The sequence below is a fragment of the Calidifontibacillus erzurumensis genome, from assembly GCF_013303125.1.
In the GTDB taxonomy this organism is placed as follows: Bacteria; Bacillota; Bacilli; order Bacillales; family Bacillaceae_J; genus Calidifontibacillus; species Calidifontibacillus erzurumensis.
The window spans coordinates 116,998-142,574 of sequence record NZ_JABTTE010000002.1; the positions used below are offsets into that span (position 1 = coordinate 116,998).

General features: G+C 35.2%; 28 protein-coding genes and 2 riboswitches. Of the genes, 21 read left to right on the forward strand and 7 right to left on the reverse strand.

The window, feature by feature from the left end; all coding sequences use genetic code 11:
- The first annotated feature begins 182 nt into the window (after window positions 1-182).
- Complete coding sequence (locus HR057_RS02385) at window positions 183-2,228, forward strand: methyl-accepting chemotaxis protein (protein ID WP_173729807.1); 2,046 nt, start codon at window positions 183-185, stop codon at window positions 2,226-2,228.
- A 311-nt stretch (window positions 2,229-2,539) separates the two neighbouring features.
- Window positions 2,540-3,361: a M15 family metallopeptidase gene (locus tag HR057_RS02390; protein WP_173729808.1), complete on the forward strand. Its 822-nt coding sequence runs from the start codon at window positions 2,540-2,542 to the stop codon at window positions 3,359-3,361.
- A 50-nt stretch (window positions 3,362-3,411) separates the two neighbouring features.
- On the opposite strand, the gene HR057_RS02395 is transcribed toward HR057_RS02390, so the two are convergent.
- Window positions 3,412-3,852, reverse strand: coding sequence for a universal stress protein (locus tag HR057_RS02395; protein WP_173729809.1), 441 nt, complete (start codon window positions 3,850-3,852; stop codon window positions 3,412-3,414).
- A gap of 149 nt (window positions 3,853-4,001) precedes the next feature.
- On the opposite strand from HR057_RS02395, the gene HR057_RS02400 reads away from it, so the two are divergent.
- Window positions 4,002-5,282, forward strand: a complete 1,281-nt coding sequence (locus tag HR057_RS02400) for a metallophosphoesterase family protein (RefSeq protein ID WP_173729810.1) — start codon at window positions 4,002-4,004, stop codon at window positions 5,280-5,282.
- Window positions 5,272-8,799 carry a YhaN family protein gene (locus HR057_RS02405; protein ID WP_173729811.1) on the forward strand — a complete coding sequence of 1,176 codons (3,528 nt, stop codon included), beginning with the start codon at window positions 5,272-5,274 and terminating at the stop codon, window positions 8,797-8,799. Before HR057_RS02400 ends, HR057_RS02405 begins: the two co-directional genes overlap by 11 nt.
- Before the next feature lie 58 nt (window positions 8,800-8,857).
- Here the strand turns inward: HR057_RS02405 and HR057_RS02410 are convergent, their stop codons facing one another.
- Window positions 8,858-11,134, reverse strand: a complete 2,277-nt coding sequence (locus HR057_RS02410; RefSeq protein ID WP_173729812.1) for a nitric-oxide reductase large subunit — start codon at window positions 11,132-11,134, stop codon at window positions 8,858-8,860.
- A 181-nt stretch (window positions 11,135-11,315) separates the two neighbouring features.
- Between HR057_RS02410 and HR057_RS02415 the strand changes: the two genes are divergently transcribed.
- The 10 genes from HR057_RS02415 to HR057_RS02460 all read left to right on the forward strand — a co-directional run bounded on the left by HR057_RS02415 (window position 11,316) and on the right by HR057_RS02460 (window position 19,501).
- The gene (locus HR057_RS02415; RefSeq protein ID WP_173729813.1) at window positions 11,316-11,753 is read left to right on the forward strand and encodes a helix-turn-helix domain-containing protein; all 438 of its coding nucleotides are present in this window, start codon (window positions 11,316-11,318) and stop codon (window positions 11,751-11,753) included.
- A 245-nt stretch (window positions 11,754-11,998) separates the two neighbouring features.
- A riboswitch (TPP riboswitch) is annotated at window positions 11,999-12,096 on the forward strand.
- Window positions 12,097-12,255: 159 nt separating this feature from the next.
- Window positions 12,256-13,023: a thiazole synthase gene (locus tag HR057_RS02420; RefSeq protein WP_173729814.1), complete on the forward strand. Its 768-nt coding sequence runs from the start codon at window positions 12,256-12,258 to the stop codon at window positions 13,021-13,023.
- Window positions 13,024-13,035: 12 nt separating this feature from the next.
- Entirely contained in the window at window positions 13,036-14,145 is a 1,110-nt protein-coding gene (gene thiH / locus HR057_RS02425) for a 2-iminoacetate synthase ThiH (protein ID WP_173729815.1), read from the forward strand.
- 15 nt (window positions 14,146-14,160) lie between these two features.
- Complete coding sequence (gene tenI / locus HR057_RS02430) at window positions 14,161-14,763, forward strand: thiazole tautomerase TenI (RefSeq protein ID WP_173729816.1); 603 nt, start codon at window positions 14,161-14,163, stop codon at window positions 14,761-14,763.
- A gap of 56 nt (window positions 14,764-14,819) precedes the next feature.
- Window positions 14,820-15,023 (forward strand): sulfur carrier protein ThiS, encoded by a 204-nt coding sequence (gene thiS, locus HR057_RS02435; protein WP_173729817.1) that lies wholly within the window; start codon window positions 14,820-14,822, stop codon window positions 15,021-15,023.
- A gap of 44 nt (window positions 15,024-15,067) precedes the next feature.
- The gene (thiD, locus tag HR057_RS02440; protein WP_173729818.1) at window positions 15,068-15,877 is read left to right on the forward strand and encodes a bifunctional hydroxymethylpyrimidine kinase/phosphomethylpyrimidine kinase; all 810 of its coding nucleotides are present in this window, start codon (window positions 15,068-15,070) and stop codon (window positions 15,875-15,877) included.
- The gene (gene thiE / locus HR057_RS02445; RefSeq protein ID WP_173729819.1) at window positions 15,874-16,530 is read left to right on the forward strand and encodes a thiamine phosphate synthase; all 657 of its coding nucleotides are present in this window, start codon (window positions 15,874-15,876) and stop codon (window positions 16,528-16,530) included. The genes thiD and thiE overlap by 4 nt, the downstream gene beginning before the upstream one ends.
- Window positions 16,531-16,587: 57 nt before the next feature.
- Window positions 16,588-17,178, forward strand: coding sequence for a YitT family protein (locus HR057_RS02450; protein WP_173729820.1), 591 nt, complete (start codon window positions 16,588-16,590; stop codon window positions 17,176-17,178).
- A gap of 1,189 nt (window positions 17,179-18,367) precedes the next feature.
- Entirely contained in the window at window positions 18,368-18,535 is a 168-nt protein-coding gene (locus tag HR057_RS02455; protein WP_173729821.1) for a hypothetical protein, read from the forward strand.
- A gap of 291 nt (window positions 18,536-18,826) precedes the next feature.
- Window positions 18,827-19,501: a TerC family protein gene (locus HR057_RS02460; RefSeq protein WP_173729822.1), complete on the forward strand. Its 675-nt coding sequence runs from the start codon at window positions 18,827-18,829 to the stop codon at window positions 19,499-19,501.
- 80 nt (window positions 19,502-19,581) lie between these two features.
- Here the strand turns inward: HR057_RS02460 and HR057_RS02465 are convergent, their stop codons facing one another.
- Window positions 19,582-19,776, reverse strand: a complete 195-nt coding sequence (locus HR057_RS02465) for a small, acid-soluble spore protein, alpha/beta type (protein WP_173729823.1) — start codon at window positions 19,774-19,776, stop codon at window positions 19,582-19,584.
- Between the two features lie 155 nt (window positions 19,777-19,931).
- Between HR057_RS02465 and HR057_RS02470 the strand changes: the two genes are divergently transcribed.
- The 6 genes from HR057_RS02470 (at window position 19,932) to HR057_RS02495 (ending at window position 23,855) form a co-directional block, all read left to right on the forward strand.
- Window positions 19,932-20,123 (forward strand): hypothetical protein, encoded by a 192-nt coding sequence (locus HR057_RS02470; protein WP_173729824.1) that lies wholly within the window; start codon window positions 19,932-19,934, stop codon window positions 20,121-20,123.
- Window positions 20,124-20,166: 43 nt separating this feature from the next.
- Entirely contained in the window at window positions 20,167-20,592 is a 426-nt protein-coding gene (locus HR057_RS02475; protein ID WP_173729825.1) for a hypothetical protein, read from the forward strand.
- A gap of 186 nt (window positions 20,593-20,778) precedes the next feature.
- On the forward strand, window positions 20,779-21,066 hold the full coding sequence (locus tag HR057_RS02480) for a hypothetical protein (RefSeq protein ID WP_173729826.1): 288 nt from the start codon (window positions 20,779-20,781) through the stop codon (window positions 21,064-21,066).
- 62 nt (window positions 21,067-21,128) lie between these two features.
- Window positions 21,129-21,229, forward strand: a riboswitch (TPP riboswitch).
- A 73-nt stretch (window positions 21,230-21,302) separates the two neighbouring features.
- Window positions 21,303-22,100, forward strand: coding sequence for an ABC transporter ATP-binding protein (locus HR057_RS02485; RefSeq protein ID WP_173729827.1), 798 nt, complete (start codon window positions 21,303-21,305; stop codon window positions 22,098-22,100).
- The gene (locus HR057_RS02490) at window positions 22,087-22,839 is read left to right on the forward strand and encodes an ABC transporter permease (protein WP_173729828.1); all 753 of its coding nucleotides are present in this window, start codon (window positions 22,087-22,089) and stop codon (window positions 22,837-22,839) included. The genes HR057_RS02485 and HR057_RS02490 overlap by 14 nt, the downstream gene beginning before the upstream one ends.
- On the forward strand, window positions 22,836-23,855 hold the full coding sequence (locus tag HR057_RS02495) for an ABC transporter substrate-binding protein (RefSeq protein ID WP_374723998.1): 1,020 nt from the start codon (window positions 22,836-22,838) through the stop codon (window positions 23,853-23,855). Before HR057_RS02490 ends, HR057_RS02495 begins: the two co-directional genes overlap by 4 nt.
- A 131-nt stretch (window positions 23,856-23,986) precedes the next feature.
- On the opposite strand, the gene HR057_RS02500 is transcribed toward HR057_RS02495, so the two are convergent.
- From HR057_RS02500 to HR057_RS02515, 4 genes are all read right to left on the reverse strand, one after another.
- Window positions 23,987-24,118 carry a YjcZ family sporulation protein gene (locus HR057_RS02500; protein WP_173729829.1) on the reverse strand — a complete coding sequence of 44 codons (132 nt, stop codon included), beginning with the start codon at window positions 24,116-24,118 and terminating at the stop codon, window positions 23,987-23,989.
- A 190-nt stretch (window positions 24,119-24,308) separates the two neighbouring features.
- Window positions 24,309-24,401 carry a YjcZ family sporulation protein gene (locus tag HR057_RS02505; protein WP_173729830.1) on the reverse strand — a complete coding sequence of 31 codons (93 nt, stop codon included), beginning with the start codon at window positions 24,399-24,401 and terminating at the stop codon, window positions 24,309-24,311.
- A gap of 232 nt (window positions 24,402-24,633) precedes the next feature.
- Window positions 24,634-24,993, reverse strand: coding sequence for a DUF3905 domain-containing protein (locus HR057_RS02510; protein WP_173729831.1), 360 nt, complete (start codon window positions 24,991-24,993; stop codon window positions 24,634-24,636).
- A gap of 40 nt (window positions 24,994-25,033) precedes the next feature.
- Entirely contained in the window at window positions 25,034-25,213 is a 180-nt protein-coding gene (locus tag HR057_RS02515) for a hypothetical protein (protein ID WP_173729832.1), read from the reverse strand.
- Between the two features lie 196 nt (window positions 25,214-25,409).
- On the opposite strand from HR057_RS02515, the gene HR057_RS02520 reads away from it, so the two are divergent.
- On the forward strand, window positions 25,410-25,574 hold the full coding sequence (locus HR057_RS02520) for a hypothetical protein (RefSeq protein ID WP_173729833.1): 165 nt from the start codon (window positions 25,410-25,412) through the stop codon (window positions 25,572-25,574).
- The last annotated feature ends 3 nt before the right edge of the window (window positions 25,575-25,577 follow it).

The window sequence follows — 25,577 nt, forward strand, 5'->3', positions numbered from 1 at the left end:
TTTTTTAATATAATCCTCTTATAAAATTCATCGTTTCCCAAAGTGTAAAATTAATAGTTGGCAATAATTTGAAGGAAACTTGCGATATTGTTTAAGTTGTCCATGTTAATATTTATAGAATTGTATACATAGTTAAAGATAAAAATGATTATTATTAAAACTTAAAGAAAAGGAAGATCGGCATGACCATTCACAAAAAAATATTAGCGATTATCTTTACGGCCATTGTCGGTTTAGGCCTATTACTAGGAGCTGTTTATTATGCTTATCATCAGATGGAAGATATGGATGAAAAAATGGAGCAAATTTCCGAGGCTGTAGAAATAGGAAAAGACATTCTTATATTTGCGAACCAAGCTCGGGTAAATGAATCTGAATATTTGCAAACCTTCCAAGAGGATAAAGTAAAACAAGTAGAGCAAGATATAAGCAAATTAACAGCTTCAGTAGGGAAGCTTGAAAAGATGATTGATGGAGAAGAGATTGGCAAAAGCAGCCGTATCCTACTTCAATATGCATCGATGTATGAAAGGTCTTTTCAAGAACTTGTTAAAAGTCAAAAGGAACTCGGTTACGATCCTTCTTCTGGAATGAAAGGAGAGGTAAACAGAATAGCTAAACAATTTGAGTCTCTTTTGAGAGAAAAAGGTGATACAAAAGGATTGCAGCTATTTAATGAGCTTCGCATGATTGAAAAAGATTTTATCGCTGATTTAATCCCTATGAATGAATTTTCAGTTCTTTCACAAGTGCTTGAACGTCATATTGAGACATCATTTTCAACAGCTGATAAACAAAAAATACTAGAATCGTTCCAAGCATATAGAAATTCATTTACAAATGTGCAACGGTTGATAATAAAGCAAATATCTACCACAAAAACATTTAAATCAATCATCCAAGATTTAAATACAACTGTACAAACGATCAACTATGTGTTGGAACAGGAATATACATCGATTGTTCAAGAAAAAGAAAAACAAATGAACACACTTATTATATTTATGATCAGTATAAGCATCGGTGTCCTTATTTTGCTTTTATTACTAGGATATGTGATCTATAAATCTATTTCCAATTCTGTTATTCAGCTGCAAAAAGGTGCAGAGATTATTGGAAATGGTAACTTAGTTTATCGGGTAAAGGCAGCTGTAAATGATGAAATTGGTCGTGTGGCAGCTTCTTTCAATCATATGGCTGATAAAGTACAAAAATCCCTTCAAACAGTAAAACAGGCAGCACGACAATTGTCATCATCATCGGATACGCTATCTTCTTTAGCAGAACAGTCGATGATGCAAACTCGTGAAGTTAATAGTGCCATTGAACAAGTTGCCACTGGAGCACAAAAGCAATCGTATGAGATAGAGGAAGGGTCTAGATTAATTGAAGACATTTTATCACAAATTAACAATGTAAATGAATATGCAGACCAAATAGGTTTACAAGCAAAAACAATGAATGAAAAAGGGCAACAGGGTATAAAAGTTGTATACGATCTAAGTCGTACATCGCATGAATATACGGAACTTGCGAAAACTTTAATTCATAGCGTTCAAGAAGTTGCAAATCAATCGCAGCAAATTTCCATGATCGTTGAAACGATTAGAGAAATATCTGAAAACTCTAGTTTGCTTGCACTAAATGCAGCTATTGAAGCAGCACGTGCTGGTGAAGCTGGGAGAGGCTTTGCAGTCGTTGCCAATGAAGTGGGGAAACTAGCTGAGAAAACGAAAATGGAGACTAACAATATACAAGAAGTGATTTCAACTATTAATGAAAAAATATTAGTTTCTACAAAAGAAGCACAAAAGTTGGAAGTCTTTAACGAAATTCAGACGGATTCTGTAGAGCAGACACTAACATCTTTTAATGATATTGTTTCTCAAGTTACCAATATAGATAAAAGTACAAATGATATTAGAAAGGCACTCGATGTAGTCAGCCATTCATCGCAACGTCTATTTTCAGCTATGCAAGAAATCAGTGCAGTTTCGCAAGAGTCAGCCGCTTTTAGTGAAGAAGTTTTAGCAACAAGTGAAAATCATATTAAAGCAATTGAAGAAGTTCATTATTCAGCATCTGAGCTACAAAAATTGTCTAAATCATTGTTTGAGGAAGTCAATAAATTTCAGTTAGAGGAAAAAAATGTTGTAGAAAATGAATCAAACGACTATTCAGAAATTGAGGATACTGGAAGCTCAGAAATTGAAGAAAGCAATGTTTGAAATTAAGTAAATAAATATTATTTTTGAGATTTCGTGGAAAGTAAGACAAGTATAGTAACTTTTTGATGTTTTTCAAGTTGCCAATTGGAACTCTACTAATGGACAATGATTTTATTATTTAAGTTATAAAATATTATTTGGTGTTGGTAAGTATATCCAACACCACTTTTTTTGGATTATGAGTACAGACTGTAAAAAGTGGTAAGGAAAAACTTTCCATATTAAATTCCTTAATGTATAGATTTATAATTTATAGTATAATAGTGTTTGTTTCATCAATGAAAGATTAAGTGATTGATAGGAGTAATAAAATGAAAAAAATATATATTCCTGTTATGCTCGTTCTATTAATGGCTGGTTGTGGAAGTAATAGTATTGAATCAACGAATCAAGCAGATGTAAGTGCAACTGTACCTGAAGAAAAATTAATCGAATCTGAAGTGGTAGAAGAACAGGTTGAAGAAACAGAAAACGAACAAATTTCCGAAGAAGTTGTAATTGAACAAGGATCCGAAACAATAGAAGTTGAACAGGCTACCGAAGAAACGAAAACACCTGAAAAGCAAAATTTTGATAATATTTTGGTGCTTGTTAACAAACAAAATTCGTTGCCAAAAGATTATGTACCTAGTGATCTAGTTGCACCAAATGTGCCGTTTTCCTTTACAGAGGATCTTCCAAAACGCTATATGCGCCGTGAAGCAGCACTAGCACTAGAACAATTATTTAGGGCTGCTCAACAAGAAAATATTGAACTTTTTGCTGTATCAGGATACCGTTCTTATGATCGCCAAGAAGCAATTTTTGCAGCCAATGTAGCTAAAAAAGGGGAAGCGGCAGCGAGACTAGTAAGTGCTGAACCAGGGCAAAGTGAACATCAAACTGGCTTAGCCATGGACGTTTCATCAAGATCGGTCGGGTTTGATTTAATAGAAGAGTTCGGTGAGACAAAAGAAGGTATATGGCTAAAAAATAATGCTCATAAATTTGGTTTTATTATCCGTTATCCAAAAGGGAAAGAAGATATTACTGGTTATAGTTATGAACCATGGCATATTCGGTATGTCGGAAAATCTGTTGCAAAAGAAATTTTTGAGAACAGTTTTACATTTGAAGAATATTTGAGTAAATAAAAAATGGGACGTCTCCTCAAGTAAAGAGGCGTCCCTTTTGGCTTTTTCTTTTAGATTTTTAATTTAACAATTAAAACGGGAACGTTTGCTTTTTGGACAACGTTGTGGCTGACACTGCCAAGAAACATTTCTTTCAATCCGCTTAATCCGCGGCTTCCAATCAATATTACATCACATCCTGCTTCATCCGCATAATCTACAATATTTTTAGCAAAAATTCCTTCTTTTAACACCGCATTAATATTTACAGATTGTTCTTCAGCTATTTTTTTTGCCTCTTCTAAAACTTTTTCTGCATTTTCATAATATTGGAGAGCTTGTTTAGCGGAAGGGGTATAAATGCCATCGGCTATGGCAATCGTAGGAATTTGATAGACATGAATGACATCGATTTGCAAGTTTGGATTTTTTTTAGAAAATTGTATTGCCATTTGTAAAGCTTTTTTTGCTAACTCAGACCCGTCATAAGCTACTAAAATTTTAGTGAACATCATGATCACTCCTTTATATTTGTTACAATTATTTTAACATTTTTACAGTAGTAAATTTTTAAAAACTATGTGAATTATTGGTTGAATCAAGAATATTTGTTTGCTATAATGGACAAAAAATTACAAGATTGAAGAGAAGGGGTGAAAAAATGTCATTTTCATTTATTCATGCTGCTGATATTCATCTTGATAGTCCGCTAACAGGACTAGAACAATACGAAGGAGCACCGGTAGATAAAATCCGAAGTGCAACGAGAGACGCATTTAAAAATTTAATAGATGTAGCAATAGAAAAAAAAGTAGCATTCGTTATCATTGCAGGCGATTTATATGATGGAGATTGGAAAGATTACAACACAGGTTTGTTTTTTATAACCCAAATGGTCCGTTTGCAAAAAGAGGGTATTAAAGTTTTTCTTTTACGAGGAAACCATGATGCGGCGAGTTTAATTACAAAAGAACTGAAGCTGCCTGATAATGTCTTTGAATTTTCAACGAGAACACCTGAAACATTTGTAATAGACGAATTAAAGGTTGCTCTGCATGGACAAGGTTTTCACAGTCGTGTTGTAAATGAAAATTTAGTGAAAAACTATCCAAAGCCAATACAAGAGTTTTTTAACATCGGTGTTCTCCATACAAGTGCTACCGGCCGGGAAGGCCATGAAAACTATGCCCCTTGTTCAATCGATGATATGAAAGAAAAAGGTTATAATTATTGGGCTTTAGGTCATATTCATCTTCGAGAGATTCTTCATAAAAAGGATCCTGTCATTTTATTTCCTGGAAATATTCAAGGAAGGCATATTAAAGAAAGAGGCGAAAAAGGCTGTACGTTTGTAACGGTAATTGACGGAGAGATTGATGAAATTCATCACCTAACGTTAGATGTTTTGCGTTGGGAATTATGTGAAGTCGATATTAGTGGTATCGATCGGCAGGACGAAATTATCGATCAAATTCGCGATCAAATGGAAAAAATTTATCAAGCTGCCGATGGCCGCTTTTTAGCAGTACGCATCCGAATATATGGAACGACAAAAGCTCACCATGAACTCGTAAGCGCAAAAGATCATTTCATAAACAATGTTCGTGCACTTGCATTAGAAGTTGGCATGGGTGATATTTGGGTTGAAAAAGTAAAGATAGAAACCTCCTATCCTTTAGATGTGGAACAATTAAAAAGCCAACATACACCTGTTGCAGTAATTTTAGATTTTATTCATAATATCGGAAATGATGAAGAGGCTTTAATAGAACTATTAAGAGAATTTGCAGATATTGGACAAGCTTTGCCGTACGATTTAAAAACGGGAGAAGAAGGATTTGATTTTTCAAACCCGAGCTTATTGAAACAAAGGATAGCGAACGTGGAAGATTTAATTCTTTACTATTTAACAAAGACCGAGGGGGATGTCAATGCGGTTTAACTATTTGAATTTGCGGGCATTCGGTCATTTTACAAATTATGAGATCGAGTTTGATAAAACGAAAAATTTTCACTTCATTTATGGTCTAAATGAAGCAGGGAAAAGTACAACACTTCGTTCAATCCATCATTTCCTTTATGGATTTCCACAGCAAACACCAGATGCTTTTCTACATAGTAATGCGAATCTAAGAATTGAAGGGGAACTGCAAAAGAAAAATGGCGATACATTCCGATTTGTTCGTAGAAAAGGGAAAAAAAATACCATTGTTGCTCCAAATGGAGAACCATTAAACGAAGAAGTTGTCGAAGAATATATTAATGAGATTTCTGAACAACATTTTTCTAAAATGTTTGCTTTAAACCATGTCACCCTTCGTGAAGGGGGAGAAAGCCTACTTGCGAGTGGTGGCAGTTTAGGTGAAAGTTTATTTTCTGCAGCATCAGGAGTTAGTAAAATCCGTCAAGTATTCGAACAACTTGAAAAGCAGGCCACTGCCCTATATAACAAACGAGGCAGAAATCAATTGATCAATAAATTAGTAAAAGAAGAGAAAGATTTGAAGAAAGAAATTGCTGAATATCAGTTAAAAATACAATCTTGGAAAGAACTCGAACGCCAATTTAACGATGGAATAAAAGGAATAGAACATATCATTCACCAAGAAAAATTATTGCGAAGCAAACGGGATAAGCTGGAGCGAATGAAGTTGATCTTGCCGAAGATTGCTAAATTGAATGAGGTAATGAAGAACCTCGATGAGATTGGAACTGTGCCTATGCTACCAGAAAATATCGAAGAACTTAGAAAAGATACGATCCGGAAGCTGGATATGGCAACAAAGACGAAACAATCTGCTGAGGAAAACTTGCTTGAGATTGATCGGAACTTGAAACAAATTATTATTCCTGAAGGATTGCTTGAACATGCTGCACTAATTGATACATTATATCGTGAATTACAAAGTTACCAAAATAATCTAAAAAAACTCCCGGTTCTTGAGGGAGAAAGAAAGCAATTGGAAGTTCGATTGCTGTCATTCATGAAGGAAATAGATCCACTTCATGCAGATATTGAAAAAATAGATTTATATCGCTTGCCAGCAGAAAAAAAAGAAAGAATTCGGGAACTATGCAAACAAAAGCCTTTGCTGGACCAAGCCTTTGAACAAAATGAAATAGAGCGTCAAAATATTAAAAGAGAACTTGAGGAAAATGAAGAAAAGTTGAAATTAATTCCGCAAGTTCTAAATACTGAACAATTGGAAGTGACGATTGAAAAAATAAAAAGCGAAGGCCAATTAGAAGAAACATTGAAAAAACTGAAAGCAGAAATGGAAGAAAAAGAACAAAAGGTTAATGAAGCTGTGAGCATGCTCCCGAATTGGGATCGATCTGTAGAAGAATTAGTAAATCTTCAGCTGCGAATTCTTAAAGAAACGATTAATCGTTTTGAGCAACAACAAAACGATATTATAAAACAACTTGAAAAAACAGAAGAGCAAATAAATAATCAAAAAGAAACGATTGCCGCTGTTGAAAAGGAAATCCGAAATCTAGAAGTATTATCTGAAATTCCGACAGAGGAAAAATTGTTGGCCATTCGTAAAGAACGTGACAAAGGTTGGCAGCTGATTCGCAGGAAATTGGAAATTGGAGAGTGGGAAGAAAGTTTAGTCCGTCAATTTACACATGGAGAAAAAATAGAGACAAAGTATGAAAATCTTATACAAAAAGCTGACCATTTCGCAGATCAAATGATCAATGAAGCGGAAAAAATAGGAGCAAAGAAGAAACATTTAGCAGATATTGAGATCTGCGAACAGAAAATAGCAACGCTTGAAAATAAGAAAAGTATATTAGAACAAGAATTGGCTAAGTGGGAAGAAGAATGGAAAGATCTATGGAAACAATCAAAAATTGATCCGCTATCTCCACAGGAAATGAAAGAATGGCTTTTCATGTATGAACAAATTAAAAAAATGTATGAAGAATATGAAAAAGTGAAAAATGCAATACATGAATATGAACAAAAATTGATTCAGCTGAAAGAATTGCTCGTTTCTACTTTGTTACCATTTACAGAAGTCAATGAAAAAATAACATTGGGTGAGTTGTTAAAAATAGCTGAAAAACAGCTTAGATATATGAAAGAAATTGAGCAACAGCGAAAGCGATTTGAAGATCTTATTTCAGGAATTAATCACCGCATAAATACAAATGCCTTAAAAAATAAAGAAATTGTAAGAAAGCTTGAAAATTGGAGAGATTCCTGGATAAATGCAATCAAAGGCACCTATATTTCTGAAACTACATCGGTAGACGTTGCAGAAAAATTATTGCAAAAATTTGATGATTGTTCCCATACTTATGATGAATTAGTAAAAATCGAAAATGAACTACATGCGCTTCAAAAACAATTGGTAAATTATGAAGAAAAGATGAACCAGCTTCTTGCAATTCTAAATATTCCTAGGAAAGACCAAGCCGTTGAAATTGTAGTCAACCAATTGTATGCACAATTACAACAAGCGATGCAAGATGAAGTATTGATCACAAATTTAAAAGATCAGGCAAAAAAAATTCAAGAAACTTTGAAAGGTGCTGAAAAAGATATTGAAGATGCCGAAGTGGTCCTTTCAGGATTACTAAAACGAGCGAATACAAAAAGTTTGAAAGAATTGGAAGAAATTGAAAAATTATTTTTATTGAAACGGGATTACGAACATAAAAAGGAAGAAATTGAGGAACAATTGCTTGAGCTTGGTGGCGGAAAAACGCTCTCGGAATTAATAGAAGATGCTCAACAATTTGAATATGACTCCATCGATGCTGAAATTGCAGAAATCAATAAAAGTTTAACGGAAATCGAAAGAGATCGTTCCAATTTAGAACAAGCTCATGGTGCTGTAAAAAAAGAATATGAGGAGAAAATTCAAGGTAATAGTACTTTAGCGATAGAAGCTGAACAAAAGAAAAAAAGCATATTAGCGACACTCGCCAACCTGACAGAAAAATATATAGAATTAAAGCTTGCTTCACTTCTTTTGCAAAAAGGAATTGAATTTTACCGAAATCAAAGCCAAGATCCAATTTTAAAACGGGCTGGTGATCTTTTTGCTAGATTAACTTTACAATCTTTTTCTGGATTAACCGTTGATTACGACGAAAAAGATCAACCGATCTTAATGGGTGTTCGGAAAAACGGAAGCAAAGTCTCCATTAACGGTATGAGCGATGGAACGACCGACCAGCTTTACTTATCGCTAAGGATTGCAAGCATTATGGAATATTGTGAACAACATGAACCTATCCCATTTATTGTTGATGATATTTTAGTCCATTTTGATGATGTTCGTTCGAAAGAAACATTAAAAATATTACTTGAGCTTTCTAAAGAAACGCAAATTATCTTTTTTACGCACCATTATCGATTAGTGGAAATCATGCAAGAAATTGCTGATGGTCATGAATACCAGTTAACGGAGCTCCACCTAGAAGAGATTGGCATCCATTAAAATAAAGCGAGCCAAGTATAGCCTTAAAAGGGATCTATACTTGGCTTCTTTTTTCCAATTAATGAGTGGCATTGCTTTTTATTTCATTTTTCTCAATTAGCGATTTTCCTGTTTTTAATCCGAGAATAAACCATCCTAAACAAAGGATTCCTATTGCAAAAATGGTGTCTCCAACAACCCGGAGCCAATGGAAGATTTGAACGATATCCTGCTGCAAAAATTCAGCCGAGCGAGCATACCACATACCGTGTTCAAAGCTTGCCCATGTTTGCAAAAGTCCTACCGGCAATAGACTTAATAGAGCCATTAAGGCAAGTCCAATATTTATTGACCAAAATGAAAAGCCTAAAAGTTTTGTTTTCCAATGTTTTTGTCCAGTCAAACCTTTCAGACAGAAAAGCATTAAGCCGATGCCAAGCATGCCGTAAACGCCGAATAAAGCTGTATGCCCATGTAAAGGTGTAGTGTTTAACCCTTGCATATAATACAAAGCAATCGGCGGATTAATAAAAAACCCAAATAGTCCTGCACCGACTAAATTCCAAAAGGCAACTGAAACAAAGCAATAAATTGGATATTTGTATTCTTTTACCCAATCTTTCGTACGGGTCATCGTTAAGTTTTCGTATGCTTCAAATCCAATAAGCACTAGCGGTACAACTTCTAGAGCGCTGAATGTTGCACCAAAAGCAATCACTCCCAATGGTGTTCCGCTAAAGTATAAGTGGTGGAATGTCCCGATAATACCGCCAAATAAGAAAATGACTGTTGAAAATAAAACCGAAGCTGTTGCCGTTGATGTTCGCAATAGCCCCATTCTAGTAAATAAGAAGGCGATAACAACAGTGGCAAAAACTTCAAAAAATCCTTCCACCCATAAGTGAACAATCCACCAGCGCCAATATTCAGCCATGGCAAGATGTGTATGCTGGCCCCATAATAAACCAGGTATATAAAACAATGGAATAGCCGTTGCAGCCATTAAAAACATTGCTAATAAATGACGGTCATTTTTAGACTTTTGAAAAGCAGGCATTAAAGCTCGTACCATTAAAAATAGCCATAAAAACAAACCAACCGTTAAAAATATTTGCCAAAAACGGCCTAAATCGACATATTCATACCCTTGATGGCCAAACCAGAAGTTTGTTTGATTATCAAATTTTTGAAATACTCCCATCCATTGGCCAGCCATTGAACCGACAACGATGATCAAAAGGCAAACAAATAAAAAGTTAACGAGAGCTCGTTGTCCTTTTGGTTCATATCCAGAAACAGCTGGTGCCATATAAAGACCCGTTGCGAGCCATGCTGTGGCAATCCATAAGATCCCTAATTGTGTGTGCCAAGTGCGGGCGACAGAATAAGGAAGCCATTTCTGAATTGGAATCCCATAAAATCCAGAACCTTCTACTGCGTAGTGAGCGGTCACTGCACCAAGACCAACTTGAAACACTACTAATAGAGCTACCACCCAAAAATATTTTAATGTTGCTTTCATGGATGGTGTAGGTGAAAGTCCTAACAGTGGATCTTTTTCTGGATAAACTTCATCAAGGTGCGGTTCTTTATGCCTTTGAACAGCAAAGTACCATGCAAGTGCACCGATACCGGCCAATAACATGACAAAACTAATAACGGACCAAATGATCAATTCTCCAGTCGGGCGATTTCCAACAAGTTCTTCATTTGGCCAGTTATGGGTATAGGAAATATCCTCTCCAGGCCTGTTCGTTACAGTTGCCCATGTGCTCCAAAACAAAAAGGCATTTAATTTGTCCATTCGCTCTTGCGTTTTTATAGTATCTCGAGGAATGGCGTAATGATCCCTTAATTCCTCAAATGCAGGGTCATCCATAAATAACCCGCTGTAATAACTGCTTAAATATTGGAAGGCATCCAAGCGGTCTTTTGAAATGACCAACTCTTTTGTCGTTTCATTATAAGTATTCGTGCGCATCTCCTTTATTAAACGGGCGCGCAATTGGGCTTTTTGTTCATCATTCAAATTGTCATAACTGCCTCCAAACACTGAATGAGACCATTTGTTTAAAATAAATAGTGCTTCACGGTGAAGCCAGTCTGCATTCCAGTCTGGTGCAACATAGGCGCCGTGTCCCCATATAGATCCGAGTTCTTGGCCTCCGATTGATTGCCAAACATTTTGCCCATCTTTAATATCTTGTCCGGTCATTACTAGAGTGCCATCTTCTGTTATGACTTTATCGGGAATGGGTGGCATTACTTGGTAAATGCGGCCACCGTAATACCCTAAAATTGCGAAAGAAATAATAATTACAAGTCCGAGCGATATCCATAATTTTCGATAATTCATTTAATCCCTCCTTATCATTTGGTAGATTATCCAATTTATTGGATTTTACACTTGTTTTTATATAAAAATTTTTCATAAATAAGCTGGTCTCTAATTTCGAAGGCGATTTTTTTCTTCGTTTTTAAGAAACTGATTATAGTATAATGAAGAAAAATGCTTATTAATTTATGGAGCGAAAGCCATGTCCAAAACGAAGTTGGAAAGAAAAAATGACTATTTGAATCAGTATTCAAAGATTGCAAATATTATTGAAGCTAGACGAAAAGAACTAGGCTTATCATTGAAAGACCTTGAAGAAAGGACAGGCTTATGTATGCCTGCCATTTCACGTCTTATGAGTGTTACAAATAGGCCGAGACTTGATACGCTATATAAAGTATTGGATGCTCTTGATCTAGAGTTGAAAATTGAACGAAAAGAAAAAATACCACCGATACCTAATAGCAAAGTTTTCATTTCAAATAACACAAATTTATACAATGTATGGGTAAAAAAAGGGAGTAATATTGACTTATTAAAAGTGAAAGCAAAAACAAAATACGAAGTGAGGCAAATTATCCAAGAAACTAATCCAGATTGGGAAATTTGCACGATTGAATTAATTACAAAAGGAAAATAAGGGAAATTAAAGGGAAAAGGGCGTTTAGTGCTTGATTAAAACTTACCGAACGAACACCCTTTCATCAAAAATAGAAGAGCGTTATTAATATTGTTGATATTTGAATGGACCGCAAAGTAGGGGCTGTTATTTTTAAAAGCATGCAAAAATATTATGATTCTTGTTTTCTCTTATAAAAATTGAAAAAGGTGGCTTAACAAAGGAAACGACTATTGATATAATTTTTTTAATTGAATAATAGTATTTGAAATTGCTAGGGGTGCCATTTGGCTGAGAAGACAATTGTCTAACCCTTGAACCTGATTTGGTTAGTACCAACGTAGGGAAGCATTTTTGGTTTATTGACGTGAAAATGCCTACCTATTTGGTGGGCTTTTTTTATTCAGCTTGCGCAACTGTGCGAATATCGCATCAATTTCCAAATCCAGTATGCAGTTTGTGCAACTGTGTATCGTCAAGTACCTACATAAATTTGTCAGTCATTTTAAGGAGGACTTGTTTGATGAAAGATACGTTACATATTGGCGGTATTGAACTGGAAAATCGTCTGTTTACAGGAACGGGAAAATTTGCTGACCATAATCAAATGAAAGAGGCAATAGAAAAAAGTAATTCACAAGTAGTAACTGTTGCTTTAAGAAGAGTTGATTTAGAAGCAGCAGAGGAAGATATTTTAAGCTATTTACCTAAAAATGTAATTTTGCTTCCAAATACCTCTGGAGCAAGAACAGCAGAGGAAGCCATTCGCATCGCTCGTCTTGCCAGAGCATGCGGGATGGGAAACTGGGTTAAAATCGAAGTCATTCGCGACCAAAAATATTTGCTTCCTGATAATGAAGAGACCATTAAAGCAACTGAAGTATTAGCAAAAGAAGGATTTATAGTACTTCCATATATGAGTCCTGACTTAATGGCGGCAAAAAAATTAGAAGATGCCGGAGCTGCAGCCGTCATGCCATTAGGAAGCCCGATTGGATCAAATCGTGGAATTAAAATGAAAGAAATGATTCAAATATTAATTAACGAATGCAACGTGCCAATTATTGTCGATGCGGGAATTGGCCGGCCATCCGATGCAGCTTTGGCGATGGAAATGGGGGCTAGTGCTGTACTTGTTAATACTGCGATCGCTTGCGCAGATAATCCGGTTGAAATGGCTGTTGCATTTGATTTAGCAGTAAAAGCTGGTCGAAAAGCGTATTTATCTGGTTTAGGTCCGGTTTCAACAACTGCAAATGCTTCATCGCCATTGACTGGATTTTTAAGATAGGAGAGAATTGAAATGAGTTTTTACGAAAAATATGTAACCGTCAGGGATTTGCCGTTTGGTGATATTTTTGCCAATGTAAAACGTAATGATGTTTACAAAGTTTTGCAAAAAGATACTTTAAATGAAATGGATTTACTAGTGTTATTATCACCTTCAGCGGAAGAATGTTTAGAAGAAATGGCTCAAAAAGCACATCGTTTAACTATTCAACATTTTGGAAAAGTGATGCAGCTATATGCTCCATTATATATTTCGGACTATTGCGTAAACCAATGCAAATATTGCAGCTTTAGTGTTGAAAATCCAACAGTACGGACGAAACTAACGATGGATCAAATTGAAGAAGAAGCTCAAGCGATCTTAAATATGGGAATCAAACATGTCATTATTTTGACTGGAGAATCTCGTGTTCATTCACCTGTTGGCTATTTATGTGACAGTGTGGAGCGATTAAAAAAATATTTTGCTTCTCTATCAATTGAAGTTCAGCCATTAAAAACTGAAGAATATCGTGAGTTAGTTAAACGCGGTGTGGATGGGTTAACCGTATATCAAGAAGTATATAATGAAGAAATTTATAAAGAAATTCATGTCAAAGGACCAAAACGCGATTATAAATTCCGCCTTGATGCGCCGGAAAGAGGATGCCAGGCAGGAATGCAATCGGTAAATATTGGTGCTCTCCTTGGGATGGACGATTGGCGAAAAGAAGTTTTCTTTACTGGACTTCATGCTTACTATTTACAGCAAAAGTATCTTGAAACATCCATTAGCATTTCATTTCCAAGATTGCGACCGCACTTAGGAAGCTTTCAACCAAAAGTGGATGTCACCGATAAAAACTTGGTGCAGGCGATGCTTGCGATTCGTCTATTCTTACCTAGAGCGGGAATTACATTATCAACAAGAGAAACGAAGGAACTGCGCGATCATTTAATTCCGCTAGGCGTAACAAAAATGTCAGCTGCATCCTCAACGGTTGTCGGCGGCTATGCCAATAAAACTACGACAAACAGCCAATTTGAAATTTCTGATGAACGGTCAGTAGATGAAGTGAAAGCTGCTTTAAAACGATTAGGTTATCAACCGGTTGTTAAAGATTGGCAAATTCTTACTGTTTAACGCGGTGAATTGTAAATGAAAAAAGAATTGCATGTTATTTCTACGGGAAGGCAATCGATTGACACATTAATAGAGATTGTAACGGAAATCCATCCATTTATGGATGGATTTCATGTGCGTGAAAAAAAACTTGGAGCAAAACAAGTTTTTGAAATTATTGAACGTCTAGCGGAAAGGGGCGTTCCCCTTTCAAAAATTTATGTTAATGATCGGATTGATGTTGCTGTTTGTTCACAAGTTAGAGGGGTACAACTCACTTATGAAAGTTTACCAGTTGACATTGTAAAAAAATATTTTCCAAATTTAAGAATCGGCTGTTCCGTTCATTCTTTAGAAGAAGCAATTGAAAAGGAAGAGCAAGGTGCTGATTTTCTAATTTTTGGCCATATATTTGAAACTGCATCAAAGCCAGGTATTGCCCCCCGAGGTGTTAACCGATTATCAGAAATTTGTGAAGCTGTTACGATTCCGGTGCTTGCTATCGGCGGCATACGGCTTGATAATATACAAAAAGTTATGGAAACGAAAAGCTCCGGAGTAGCTGTAATGTCTGGAATATTAGAGTCTCGAAATCCGTTAGAAACGATTCAGGCGTACAGAAAAATTCTTAATTGCTAGCTTTTTATATTATTAAGAAAATATTAAGAAAAGCTTATAAAAATGAGGTGATTCCAATGAAGCTTGTAGTGAACGGAAAGGAAGTAGAGATTGAACGTCCCATCCAAACTGCGAACGATTTGTTAAATTATTATGCTTTAGAAACAAAACCTGTTATTTTAGAATTAAATGGACAAATTGTAATGAAAGATGTTCTTTCAAGTACACCGATTTCTGAAGGTGACCGCATCGAGATAGTTCATTTTGTTGGAGGCGGTTGATTGTAAAGAATATAATTATCAAACGTGAATTGGAGTGAGGATGTGTGAAAATGTATAAAGCATTAACAATTGCTGGTTCTGATTCAGGTGGAGGCGCTGGCATCCAAGCGGACCTAAAAACATTTCAGGAGCTTGGTGTTTTTGGAATGACGGCCATCACTGCTATTACTGCTCAAAATACGCTTGGAGTTCAAGGTGTCTATCCGGTTCCTATTGAAGGAATTTCCGAACAAATTGACTCTATTGGTGCTGATTTAACCCCTGACGCAGTAAAGACTGGGATGCTTTTTAATAGCGAAATTATAAAGGTTGTTAGTGAAAAAATTAAACAATACAGCTGGACGAATCTTGTCGTTGATCCAGTTATGATTGCAAAAGGTGGAGCACCGCTTCTCCAAGAAGAAGCGATCGATGCGTTAAAACATTTTTTATTGCCGATTGCAACAGTCATTACACCAAATATACCGGAAGCAGAAGTGCTTTCAGGACAAAAAATACAATCGATTAATGACCGAAAAAAAGCTGCAGAAATTATTTTTAATCTAGGAGCAAAAAATGTAATGATTAAAGGCGGCCACTCAGAAGGTGAAGCGATGATCGATCTTCTATTTGATGGCAATGAATTTTTCCAATTTGAAAGCAAGCGGATTGTAACGAAAAATACCCATGGAACTGGCTGCACATTTTCTGCTGCCATTACTGCTGAACTAGCCAAAGGGAAAAATATCCGTGAAGCAATAGCAATTGCCAAAGATTTTATTCAAGCGGCAATTGAAGATGACCTAATGATTGGTTCTGGACATGGACCAACAAACCATTGGGCTTATCGAAGGAAGTGCGCTCAAAGGAAATGAACTTGTCAGAAAAACGAATAAAAGAAAGTCTTAAGCTTTATTTTGTAATGGGAAGTGTAAATTGTTTGAAAGATCCTGCTACTGTTTTACAAGAAGCGATTGCAGGAGGTATTACACTTTTTCAGTTTCGTGAAAAAGGGAACGGAGCGAAAACAGGCTATGAAAAGATATCGTTAGCAAAAAAACTTCAAGCCATTTGTAAACAACACGACATCCCATTTATCGTCAATGATGACATCGATTTAGCTCTTCAAATTGATGCAGATGGAGTTCATATTGGCCAAGAAGATGAAGATCCATTGAAAGTAAGAAAAAAAATTGGTTCGAAAATACTTGGTATTTCAGCCCATAATCTTGAAGAAGCTCAGAAAGCCATCGAGCATGGGGCAGACTATTTAGGGGTTGGACCCATGTATTTTACTTCAACGAAAACAGATATCCGTGAAGTGAAAGGACCCGAGGTTATCAAGATCATCCGGATGAATGATATTCAAATTCCGATTGTTGGAATCGGCGGCATTAAACAAAATCTCGCACGTAATGTTATAAAAGCAGGTGCAGATGGTGTTGCAATCATTTCTGCAATTAGTCAAAGCCCTGACCCAAAACTTGCTGCAAAACAACTGTTAAATGAAGTAGAGATGGCATTCTGATATCAAGACTAAAAGCATATACATATAGCATGTCCGTGAAAGTTAAGGGGATGCTATATGTCATTTTTAAAAAAAGGGATTGCCATTTTAATTGGAAGTTTGCTACTTTCCCTCGGTATAAATTTATTTCTTTATCCAAACGAATTGCTTGATGGCGGAATGATCGGGATTGGTTTAATTGTCAATTATTTATGGGGATTTGAAACAGGATTGACGATTATCATATGTAGTATACCAATTTTTATAATTGCATGGTTCCGCTATCGTACATATTTTTATAATAGCATTCATGGATTATTAATTTCGTCTTTTTTTATAGATTTGCTTGCACCTTTAAGAACTGTCCATTTATCAAATATTTTACAATCTCCTTTGGTCAGTTCACTTATTGGAGGATGCCTTGTAGGAATTGGTATAGGCATTATGCTTAAATTTGAAACGAGCACAGGGGGAACGGATCTTTTGGCTCAATTTATTTCCGATTTGTTTTCAGTCAATGTCGGCATTGCCATTTTAATTATTGATACGATCGTTGTTTCCCTTGGAGGGTTGTTAATTTCTCATGAAACGCTCCTTTTATCGCTCATTACAATTTTTGTTGTAGGTATATCCACAAGTTTAATGACAATGCGAATTATTCATTATTAATTACGATCTTTTAAAAGTGCAGGAATTTTATTTAGAAATCTTTGCAGCCTATTTTGCCGTTTAGTTAATGTAGATCATCACAAAAAAAGGGTCAATTAAAATAATGGACCCTCTTTTTTTATTTTAGAAGAAAATTCATCAATAGTCGTTGAAATAGGAAGAGGGGTGTTGGGGAATTGTTTTTTTTATTTTTTTACCTCTAGGTAATATATTTTTGGTAAATATAATGAATGGAACCAATGTTCTTGAACGATCGTAGCTGCAACAAAGGAAACCATTTGCCAGTCAATTTCTCTCCACATTCTTTATGCCCCCCCTGTATGAATGATTACTACAGTATACGAAACTTCATGGTTGTCTGATACACGTACGAGAATTATATTGGAACAAAAAAAAGGAGCTTATCGGGGTGGATAAGCTCCTAAGGGGGTGGGGACAGGGGGCTGATAGTGAGATTTTTACTACTATCAACTGTTTATCTAAGTATACAATATTATAGAGTAAAAAATCAACAAAAAATTATAAAAAAATTACATTTTTTTGCTTTAATGTTTAATGAAGTATATTTAATACTATTGTGGGCACTTTTCACGTATTTATTCATATATGGGAAAGGGCTCGATCACTAGATGAGCAATTTACATGATGAAAACAGTAATATTTAAGCAAATTATAAGATAATTGACAACTACTTTGCTTGAATTAAGATCGATGAAAAACAATGAAGAGGAATTCCATGTCAATAAATATTTCCAATCATACAAATATAAAAATAGTTTAAAAAAATTGAATAAACATGAACCCTTTTACGAATAAGGACACTTCGGTTGAAATATTTTTTATTTATGTTACAATATTTATAACTGAATAAGTTTGTTTTGGTGGAGTCTGTCACCAAGGGTGTTTACACCGTTGGTTCGATAGACTCCTTTTGTCTTTTTATATTTTGTCAGGAGGGGTCTGTTAAAATACAGACCCCTTTTAATTTTTTGAGGAGGAGATGGAATGAAAAAGAACGATAAGAAACTTACTTTTGTTGAAATATTAGTGATGGGTGCAACTGTTATTGTTGGGTTATTTATGGCAGCGGGTGCTGGAATGCTTTTTTCTTAACAGTAGATAAAGCTAAAGCCTTTACGCATTAGCGTAAAGGTTTTTTAATTGGAATAACTGGTAAAGCGGTAAAGAAATGACCTACTTTGTCTTAGGACAGCAGGAGTTATCATTTCTTAGAGATTTCAATAAAACGGTGATTATTATCAATCAATTGCTAATTGGTCAAACAACGATGTTTACCTTATACAAAGTGGATAAAACAGCTGCTTTTTTCTTTTTTATTTATTACGAAGAAGGTTAAACCTTGGTTATACTCATATAGATATGAATGATTATTTTGGAATGAAATTTACTTTTTCACCTACCAAAGAAAAATTCTCAGCCCAAGTGTCTATAGGTTTTGGACTTCATCCTTAAAATAAATTGTTTAGGAATTCTTCTGCTCAAAATAAAATAATTGCTCTTACTTGGCTGGAACCATTTTCGTCAAATTGACACCAAGCTCCCACGGTTTTGATCCATTGAATTTTTACAAATTGAATGACTGTTGTCTTGTTTGTAAACATTAAATGTAGGGAGCGTGATCAACAAAATGGAATTCTTTTCTGCAGAGTTTTTTTCGGTGCTGTTGTCCATCATTATTATTGATTTAGTTTTAGCGGGCGACAACGCTATCGTCATTGGTCTTGCTGCAAGAAACTTACCGAAAAATCAACAAAAAAGAGTGATCATTTGGGGAACGGCTGGCGCCATCGTCATCAGAGCATTAGCAACGTTAGCTGTCGTTTGGTTGCTAAAAATACCAGGTTTACTTCTTATTGGTGGAATTTTATTAATTTGGATTGCCTATAAATTATTAACTGAAGAAAAAGAGCATGACGTAAAACCAAGTGAAAATTTTTTTGCTGCTATCCGTACAATTATTATTGCAGATGCATTAATGGGCTTAGATAATGTATTAGCCATTGCTGGTGCAGCCCATGGAAGCTTTTTACTTGTCATCATTGGCCTCCTAGTATCAGTTCCAATTGTTGTCTGGGGCAGTACAATGATTTTAAAATTGGTGGAAAGATTCCCCATTATTATTACAATCGGGGCTGGAGTATTGGCATATACGGCTTCAAAAATGATTGCGGATGAACCATTTATGAAACAATTTTTTGAAGAAAATCCAATGTTTAAATGGGGGCTCACTGTACTGATTATTACAGGAGTCATATTTTTTGGACGATTAAAACAAAGGAGACATAAATTATCACCAGTATAAGAGGGAGAACATCCCTCTTTTTTCAATATAAAAGACCGCCTCATAAATGAGACAGCCTATAGACTCGGGAAAATTAAATATTATTTTTTATTTCCTGCAAGTGTTGCTTGAGCTTGCTTAACCAAACGTTTTGTAATTTCTCCACCGACTGAACCATTTGCACGAGAAACGGTATCGGCTGAAAGTTTAACGCCAAATTCTTGAGCAATTTCTTCTTTATATTGATCTAACATTTGCTGTACCCCTGGCACAACCAATTTATTTCGTTTTGCCACCGTAGACACCTCCTTTTTTGTATAGGTTGCTTCATTAAAAAAGTTCTATGTGATGTAAAGATAGCCAAAAAAGATTTTTTTAGTTCCCTTATTAGCGAGTCTTGTTCATATTAAGAAAATCGCCTAAAATATCGCTGTATAAAGGGGGGATTCTAATGGAAAAAAATAAAGAACATTTTAAGGAAATGATTGATAAATTAAGAAAAAATGAATTGGATCATCTTTTGGTAACAAAGCAAGAATTTTTAGTTTTCCGTGAAGTTTTAATGGAACAAAAAGATAAAGAAAAAATTGTAGGAGAAGCAAAAAAAGGAGGGCAAATCATCTATAGATTTAAAGGGGACTGATGCATATATAAATAGAGTACAATGTAAATAAGGAGGGGCCGGTTTGCATTTTGCTTATAGTTATTCACCTTATGAGTACTCTTCTTCAGTGAATCATTGGTTTCAAAATCTCTATCCTTGTCCTCGTACCTACAATTATCATGGATACTTTGATCCAATTCCCCAACGTCAATATTTTGAAAAAGTAGATGTCACAATATTTAATGAATCATTAAAAGCATATAGACTGCTGTTAAGGGATGCTAGTTTAGTTTTAAATAAATTGGCTGAATCAAAAACATTGGCTGAACAAGTCATGGGTGCAGCGCAACTTTCAGATACGAAAGAAGTGGAACGGCTTATTCAATCACTTGGGATTTCATCAAATTTCAAAGTAACGTATAATCCCGATGGAATTCACTTAAAGTTCTGGTCGGAGGTTCAAGGAACTGAATGCTGCCAACTTGATATGGCAATTAGGTGGGGATAATTTTTTAGCTTTTAAATCGCTTCCTTAAATAAATCTAGTTTTATGTCCGTTGATTGCGTAAAAGGGGTTTCCGCTGATTGGATAACCCTTTTATTTTTGACTAGTTCAAGATGAAAGTTTTATATTTGCAATCATACTTATGTATTGGACAAATTTTTATTACATATGTAAAAGGAGCGATCATTCATGGGAAATTTTCATTTAGAAATATGGAAAGAAGAACTTTGCTTACAAAAAAATAAAAAAATGATGGAATTAATGGAAGTAAAACGTAAAATTGAACGACTTCAAGATAGGCTGTTATTTCTCCAAGATATAAAAGAAAAATTACAATCATCGATATTGGAGAAATTAGAAAAAGAAATTCAATTTCTTATTGAGGACCAAGTAAGGCTAAAAAAAGAAATTGCTGATATTGATACAATTTTACATTCGATTGAGATTGAAATTGGCAATATAATGCTAGCTCAATAAAAGTTTGTTGCATTTGCATAGTTATTATGATAAACCTATTATAGATAAAATATTTATAATAATTTTGCCGCTAGGGGTGCCAAAATGGCTGAGAAAGACAGAAGTCTTAACCCTTAAACCTGACCTAGGTAATACTAGCGTAGGGAAGTGGTGCGAATAAGCTGATTTCATTCATATCAATGAATCTGAATCATTATTAGCATAAAAACCACTTCTTTTTTAGAAGTGGTTTTTTTATGAGGGAGGAGAAAAGTATAGAAATTCAACATGTATTAGCGTTCAATTGTGTTGATTTTAAATATGCAAATAACGGGTCATATGTTGTAAAAGGATTAAATTTTTCCGTCAATGATGGAGAATTTGTAAGTATTATAGGGCCAAGCGGCTCTGGAAAAACAACGTTGTTTCGCCTTATAACGGGTCTTGAAAATCCTAGTTCAGGCACTATCCAAATCAATGGCCATTATACTGAAAAGCGCTTAGGCTCTGTAGGTTATATGCCTCAACAAGATTTGTTAATGCCTTGGCGTACCGTTTATGAAAATGTGGTAGTTCCGTTGGAAATAAAAGGAATAAATCCTCGATCTCAAAAAGAAGAAATATATGATATGTTAAACGAATTTGGATTAAAAGGATTTGAACAGGAATATCCAAATAAATTATCTGGTGGAATGAAACAGCGTGTTTCTTTTTTGCGAACCATTTTAACCGGAGCGAAAGTTCTTTTATTGGACGAGCCTTTTAGCGCATTAGATGCAATTACGAGGTTAGCGATGCAAGAATGGCTAGTGGATAAGTGGGAAAACCTTAAAAAAACGATTTTATTTATAACCCATGATGTGGATGAAGCACTACTTCTTTCTGACCGCATTTTTATCATTACTGATAAACCGATCACTCACTTTAAGGAAATCATTGTACCGCTCGGTCGGCCAAGAAAAATTAGAGATCTCGCTCAACCCGAAATCATTACGATAAAAGAGCTGATGCTTAAAGAGCTGCGGATGGATGTTGATACATATGAAAACAATTAAAGATTATATTTCTTCTATTAGTCTTCTATTATTGTTTTTTATTTCTTGGGAAATCGCTGCAAAAATTGTTAATAAAAAATATATATTGCCTTCTCCTACACAAATACTTTCGAAATTGTGGGAGTTGAAAAGTGAATTATTTTTAAACCATTTGCCTGCAACTTTGTTAATTATTATAACAGGGTTACTAATATCCATTTTAATTGGGGTTGGGCTTTCCATTTGGATGTATTTAAATAAATCTGTTGAAAAAGCTTTTTATCCGCTTTTAATTGCGTCACAAACGATTCCAATTATTGCACTGGCACCCATTTTTGTGCTTTGGTTTGGATATTCAATTTGGAGCAAAGTCGTCGTTACAATATTAATAACCTTTTTTCCAATTACAGTTAATACCTTTGACGGTTTGCGATCAACAAAAAAAGAATTGGTGGAATTACTCCGTACGATGGGAGCATCCAAAAAAGATATTTTTCTAAAGGTTAGTATTCCAAGCTCATTGCCGTATTTTTATTCTGGCCTTAAAGTTGCTGTCACATTAAGCGTAATAGGAGCCGCGATAGGGGAATGGCTTGGGGCCCAAGCAGGACTTGGTTATTTTAGCCGTCGTATGATGACGCAATTTGATGGTGCAGGTGTATTTGCTCCAATCGTTTTACTTTCATTGGTTGGTATTCTTTTATTTTTACTAATAGTCTTCTTAGAAAAAATTGCATTGAAGTGGAGGAAAACAGAGTGAAAAAGTGGATTTCTTTTTTTGTTGTTTTAGCGCTCATTTCAAGTCTAGTGGCTTGTTCTGGCAATGAAACAAATGTTGAAAACGGGGATGGAGATTCAGGCGAAAAAGAATTAAAAGATGTTAGCGTTATGTTGGATTGGTATCCAAATGCGTTACATACGTTCCTTTATGTTGCAAAAGAAAAAGGATATTTTGCTGAGGAAGGTGTAAATGTAGATATTCAATTTCCTGCCAACCCTACCGATCCGTTAAATTTAGCAGCAGCTGGCAAAATTACACTAGGTTTTTATTACCAACCTGATGTTATCATTGCCCGTGCCAATGAAAATGTTCCTGTAAAATCAGTCGCTTCAATTGTGCGTGCACCATTAAACCATATCGTATTTTTGGATAACAGTCCGATTCAAACACCGAAAGATTTAGAAGGAAAAACAGTTGGCTATCCTGGTATTGCCTTAAATGAATCGCTGTTAAAAACTATGGTTGAACATGATGGCGGCGATCCAAACAAAGTAAAACTAATTGATGTTGGTTTTGAATTAGGTGCTTCTATCGTTGCAGAAAAAGTCGATGCAGTTATTGGAGCTTTTATTAATCATGAAGTACCTGTATTGAAACAAAAAGGTTACGTGACACGTTATTTTAATCCTGTAGATTATGGTGTACCAGCTTATAGTGAAATCGTATTAGTAACAAGCGATGATACTTGGGAGAAGGAAAAAGAAGCAATCCAAGCTTTTTGGAGAGCAGTAAAAAAAGGATATGAATTTACGAAAGGAAACCCGGATGAGGCATTACAAATTTTATTAACAAATCAAGATGAAGCGAACTTCCCACTAATTCCAGAGGTCGAGAAAGAAAGTTTGGAAATTTTATTATCAATGATGGAGACGGAAGAAAATCCATTTGGCAGTCAAACGAAACAATCTTGGCAAGAAGTAGTCGAATGGCTGATGGAAACCGGGTTAGTAACGAATGAACCAGTTGTTGATGACTTGTTTATAAATATCGAATAGAATTTATAAATAATGGAAAAAGGCCGGCCTAAAAAGCAAAACCTCTGAATTGAGGGAGGGCATTCTCGGACCGGCTTTTTAAAGAAAATAGAAAGATGCCTTTGCGAAGTCAAGCAAAGGCATCTATTTCATTAACAAGCCCAAGCTGCACCAACGATAATTAATAAGATAAACAATACAACAATTAACGCAAATCCGCGGCCGTATCCATATCCATAACCATATCCATAACTAGGATAGCAGCATTGTCCATATCCAAACATATACTTCCCGCTCCTTTCAATTCTTAATAATTTCATTGAACTTAATGTTCAATACTACATTATGGCGGATGCTCATATTTGGTATGGTTGAATATCACGATTTCATGATAAAAATTGTGGTGAAATAAAAACCCCGCTTCACAGCGGGTATTTATAAGGAGGTTGAAGATATGGTGGAGTTATAGGGTTATTAATAAACGTAAGCTGTACCGACAATAATTAACAAAATAAATAATACGACGATTAATGCAAAGCCAGCGCCGTATCCGTATCCTGCGCCCATGCGTTCACCTCCCCTATCACTTTACTATAGAATATGGCCGTAAATATTTTCCGTATGGTTGCATGTCTTTTTTTATGTAAAAAATTTTTTATGAAAGTTTTTCAAATGTAGGAAATGATTGATCTTTTAATTTATGTAGTTGATTTTTCGAGAAGAATGGAGACTTTCTGATTCTTATCTTCCAACTAGAGGATAATGAATACAAAAAAATAACCGGGAGCAAATCCCGGCATTAATCTGTTCCTTTGCTGACATCCAATGTAGGATGCATAAAAGTTGTTTTATTGGAATCTGGCATTTTATTTTCTTCAACAAGTTCAATATTTTCTGCAGTATTCCATCCAATATCATTCGTTGGATGAACCCATTCATCTCCAGCCATAATAGCAGGGTCTGTTTCTTTGCTCCAATTGTTAAGCGGTGAGTTAGGGGAATCGTAAAAGCTATCACCAATGACCACACCATGTTTATTGACGAATGGAGGTTCAATTTCCATACCACTGCCTTTAAAAGAAGGAGAGGAAATTTGGTGTGGCATCGTTCCGTCAATCATAGGTGATTTTAATTGATCGTTTTTCTTATTAGTACTCATTTGATCACCTCTAAATGGCATTTAGTAATAGTATGTCTGTTTAAATCATCATTTTATTCCGGTCGAAAAATGAAAGAAACAGAACGCCTACTAAAAATAATGGTAACCAGCCAATGACAAGCAATAAAAAGCTCCAAACGGACTTAAATTCCACATGAGGCGTTAACATAAAGATCGAACCGATAATCATACCAATGAAAATATATACTAAAATTGCCATTTTGAACTCACTCCATCTTTGTTCGTTCCTAGCTGTTTATGACATTTTATGCATTTCGGAATTCATCGGTCATTAGAAAAATTTGTTTGTCAACTGGTAAATGCCTAATTTTTATAATTCCTTTCATGATGAATGAGAAGTTAAGAAATGCAGCATGCTATAGGTGATCTTTAATAAAAAAGATGGAGGAAAAGTGATGAAGAGAAAAGCAAAATACAATGCTGCGAAAACAAATAATAATACACCTTCCGAAAGCATGCCAAAAGTAGAAATTGATAATGAGTTTACGGATTTAGATGCGTTTAAAACAGTAGAAAATGCAAGAATAGCCAATCGTATTGAGGATGAAGGCAAACGGTAAGGA